The organism is uncultured Wocania sp., from assembly GCF_964021735.1.
GTDB lineage: Bacteria > Bacteroidota > Bacteroidia > Flavobacteriales > Flavobacteriaceae > Wocania_A.
Genome location: NZ_CAXIBN010000265.1, coordinates 1 through 2,677, shown reverse-complemented (window position 1 = coordinate 2,677; position 2,677 = coordinate 1). Strand labels below are relative to the sequence as shown.

General features: G+C 30.9%; 3 protein-coding genes. 2 read left to right on the top strand and 1 reads right to left on the bottom strand.

What is annotated here, in order from left to right; all coding sequences use genetic code 11:
- Positions 1-93: 93 nt before the first annotated feature.
- Entirely contained in the window at positions 94-552 is a 459-nt protein-coding gene (locus tag AADI82_RS14795) for an Lrp/AsnC family transcriptional regulator (RefSeq protein ID WP_341217182.1), read from the bottom strand.
- Between the two features lie 161 nt (positions 553-713).
- Here AADI82_RS14795 and AADI82_RS14790 point away from each other — a divergent pair, with 161 nt between their 5' ends.
- Both AADI82_RS14790 and AADI82_RS14785 read left to right on the top strand, forming a co-directional pair.
- Positions 714-1,916 carry an aminotransferase class I/II-fold pyridoxal phosphate-dependent enzyme gene (locus AADI82_RS14790; protein WP_341217181.1) on the top strand — a complete coding sequence of 401 codons (1,203 nt, stop codon included), beginning with the start codon at positions 714-716 and terminating at the stop codon, positions 1,914-1,916.
- A gap of 41 nt (positions 1,917-1,957) precedes the next feature.
- On the top strand, positions 1,958-2,593 hold the full coding sequence (locus tag AADI82_RS14785) for a MarC family protein (RefSeq protein ID WP_341217180.1): 636 nt from the start codon (positions 1,958-1,960) through the stop codon (positions 2,591-2,593).
- Positions 2,594-2,677 lie beyond the last annotated feature (84 nt).

The window sequence follows — 2,677 nt, the reverse complement described above, 5'->3', positions numbered from 1 at the left end:
CAGCCTTTAAAACATGACCACCGTCAAAGACGGTGGTTTTTTAGACTGAAATAAAAAACACTCCCCTGTATAAAACAGGTTTCATAAACTTTATTACATATTAATTGCTGTGGTATGCTTTACTTCATTAATAGCAAACATACTATGTGTACTACCAATATGATTGATTGTGGTTAGTTTTTTTACCATAAATTCTCTAAAAGCCGCCATATCCTTTACTAATACTTTTAGTAAATAGTCATAATCGCCACTAATATGATAACACTCTAACACCTCTGTTAATCGGTTGACTTCTTTTTCAAAACTAACCACAAAATCTTGACTATGTTTTTCTAATTTTATATGGCAAAACGCCACAAAAGATTTATCGATTTTTTCTTTGTTAACAAGCGCAACATATTTATTAATACACCCTCCTTTTTCAAGCTTTTTAATACGTTCGTAAACCGCAGTAACTGATAGGTTTAATTTATTTGAAAGCGCTTTATTAGTTTGTTTACTGTCTTCTTGTAAAAAAAATAAGAGCTTTTTGTCTATATCATCAAAAACCATAATTGAAAAATTTTCATAAAGATACCAAAATAACTATCAGATTATAAATTATAAATCTATTTTTAATCATTAATTTAGATTTATTTTCTAAATAATAAAAACTATGTTGTTTTATAATCTAAATAGATTGAGTTTTGTATAAACAACTAAACTCGTTAACCATGGCTTTTAAACCCGCAAATAATATTCAAGATTTACAATATTTCGGTGAATTCGGAGGTGTTAACCCTTCTATATCAGACTCATCTACTTACACATTTTTATCTGCAAAAACCATGTTTGACACTTTTGAAGGAAATGCAGATGGTTGCTATTTATATTCGCGACATTCATCACCTTCAAACTTGTATTTAGGCGAAGCTTTAGCTGCCATGGAAGGCACTGAAACTGCAAATGTTTCAGCCTCAGGCATGGGTGCAATAACATCCGTTTTGTTACAACTTTGCGGCACTGGCGATCATATTGTATCAAGCAGAACTATTTACGGTGGAACCTATGCTTTTCTAAAAAACTTTACGCCACGTTTTAATATTGAAACATCCTTTGCCGATATAACAAAGTTAGATGTCGTTGAAGCAGCAATTACAAAAAGGACAAAGGTTTTGTATTGCGAATCGGTTAGCAATCCACTTTTAGAAGTTGCCGATATAAAAGGGTTAGCAGCTTTGGCTAAAAAATATAATTTAAAATTAGTGGTTGATAACACATTTTCGCCATTATCAATTTCCCCTGCCATTTTAGGTGCCGATGTGGTTATTCATAGTTTAACAAAATTTATTAACGGTTCTAGCGATACGGTTGGTGGCGTAGTTTGCAGTACTCAAAATTTTATAAATGATTTACGCAATGTAAATGACGGTGCTTCCATGCTTTTAGGTTCTACAATGGATAGTTTACGAGCTTCTTCAGTTCTAAAGAATTTAAGGACTTTACATATTAGAATGCAACAACACAGTTTTAACGCTGCCTTTTTAGCTGAAAAGTTTGAAGCTGATGGTTTAAATACGGTTTATCCTGGTTTAAAATCTCATTCTTCACATAAATTATTCAAATCTATGATGAATGAAAAATACGGATTTGGAGGCATGCTAACTATTGATGTTGGAACATTAGAAAAAGCCAACGAACTTATGGAAATGATGCAAGAAAAAAATTTAGGATATTTAGCAGTAAGCCTTGGGTTTTATAAAACATTATTTTCTGCCCCAGGAAGCTCAACATCATCTGAAATTCCTGAAGATGAGCAAAGAGAAATGGGCTTAAGCGATGGATTAATTCGTTTTTCTATTGGATTGGATGCTGATATTGAGCGGACTTATAAAATGATGCGTGATTGTATGATAAAATTACAAATCTTAAAATAAAGCATTCCTTTTGTTAAAACAAAATTTTTAAATTCAACAAAATGAGCGACATCGTAGCTTTTGGAGTTTTATCATTTACATCGTTTTTTACTTTAATAAATCCTTTTGGTACTATGCCTATCTTTATGACGATGACTGCCGATTTAAATCAAAGCCATAGAACAAAAACTGCTAAAAAAGCATCAATCGTTTCTTTTATTACAATAATAATTTTTGCTTTTTCTGGACAATTGCTATTTAATTTTTTTGGAATATCCGTAAATAGTTTTCGAATAGTTGGTGGCGTTATTTTTTTCTTAATGGGAATGGATATGCTACAAGCTAGATTAGGAAAGGTGAAATTAAAAGACTCAGAAATCAAAACCTATGTAAACGATATTTCTGTAACTCCTTTAGCTATTCCTATGATATGTGGCCCTGGAGCTTTAACGAATGCTATAGTAATGATGGAAGATGCAAATACTATTGAAAAAAAAAGTGTTCTAATTTTTTCAATTTTTATAGTTATTTTACTTACTTATTTAATACTGTACAGCTCCTCAAGAATAATTAAAATTTTGGGTGAAACTGGAATAAACGTTATGATGCGACTAATGGGATTGATAGTTATGGTGATTGCCGTTGAATTCTTTTTTAGTGGTTTAAAACCAATTATTTTAGATATTTTAAATAATTAATTATTTCCCTTTTAAACGCTCCAAAAACAAAGCCATAACACTACTAAAATTATCAACTTTTGGTTCAAAAGGTTTCATATTTAA

What these genes read in the sequence shown, in the direction of transcription:
- AADI82_RS14790 (WP_341217181.1), top strand. Translation starts at nt 714, where the DNA reads ATGGCTTTTAAACCCGCAAATAATATTCAAGATTTACAATATTTCGGT.
- AADI82_RS14785 (WP_341217180.1), top strand. Translation starts at nt 1,958, where the DNA reads ATGAGCGACATCGTAGCTTTTGGAGTTTTATCATTTACATCGTTTTTT.
- AADI82_RS14795 (WP_341217182.1), bottom strand. Translation starts at nt 552, where the DNA reads ATGGTTTTTGATGATATAGACAAAAAGCTCTTATTTTTTTTACAAGAA.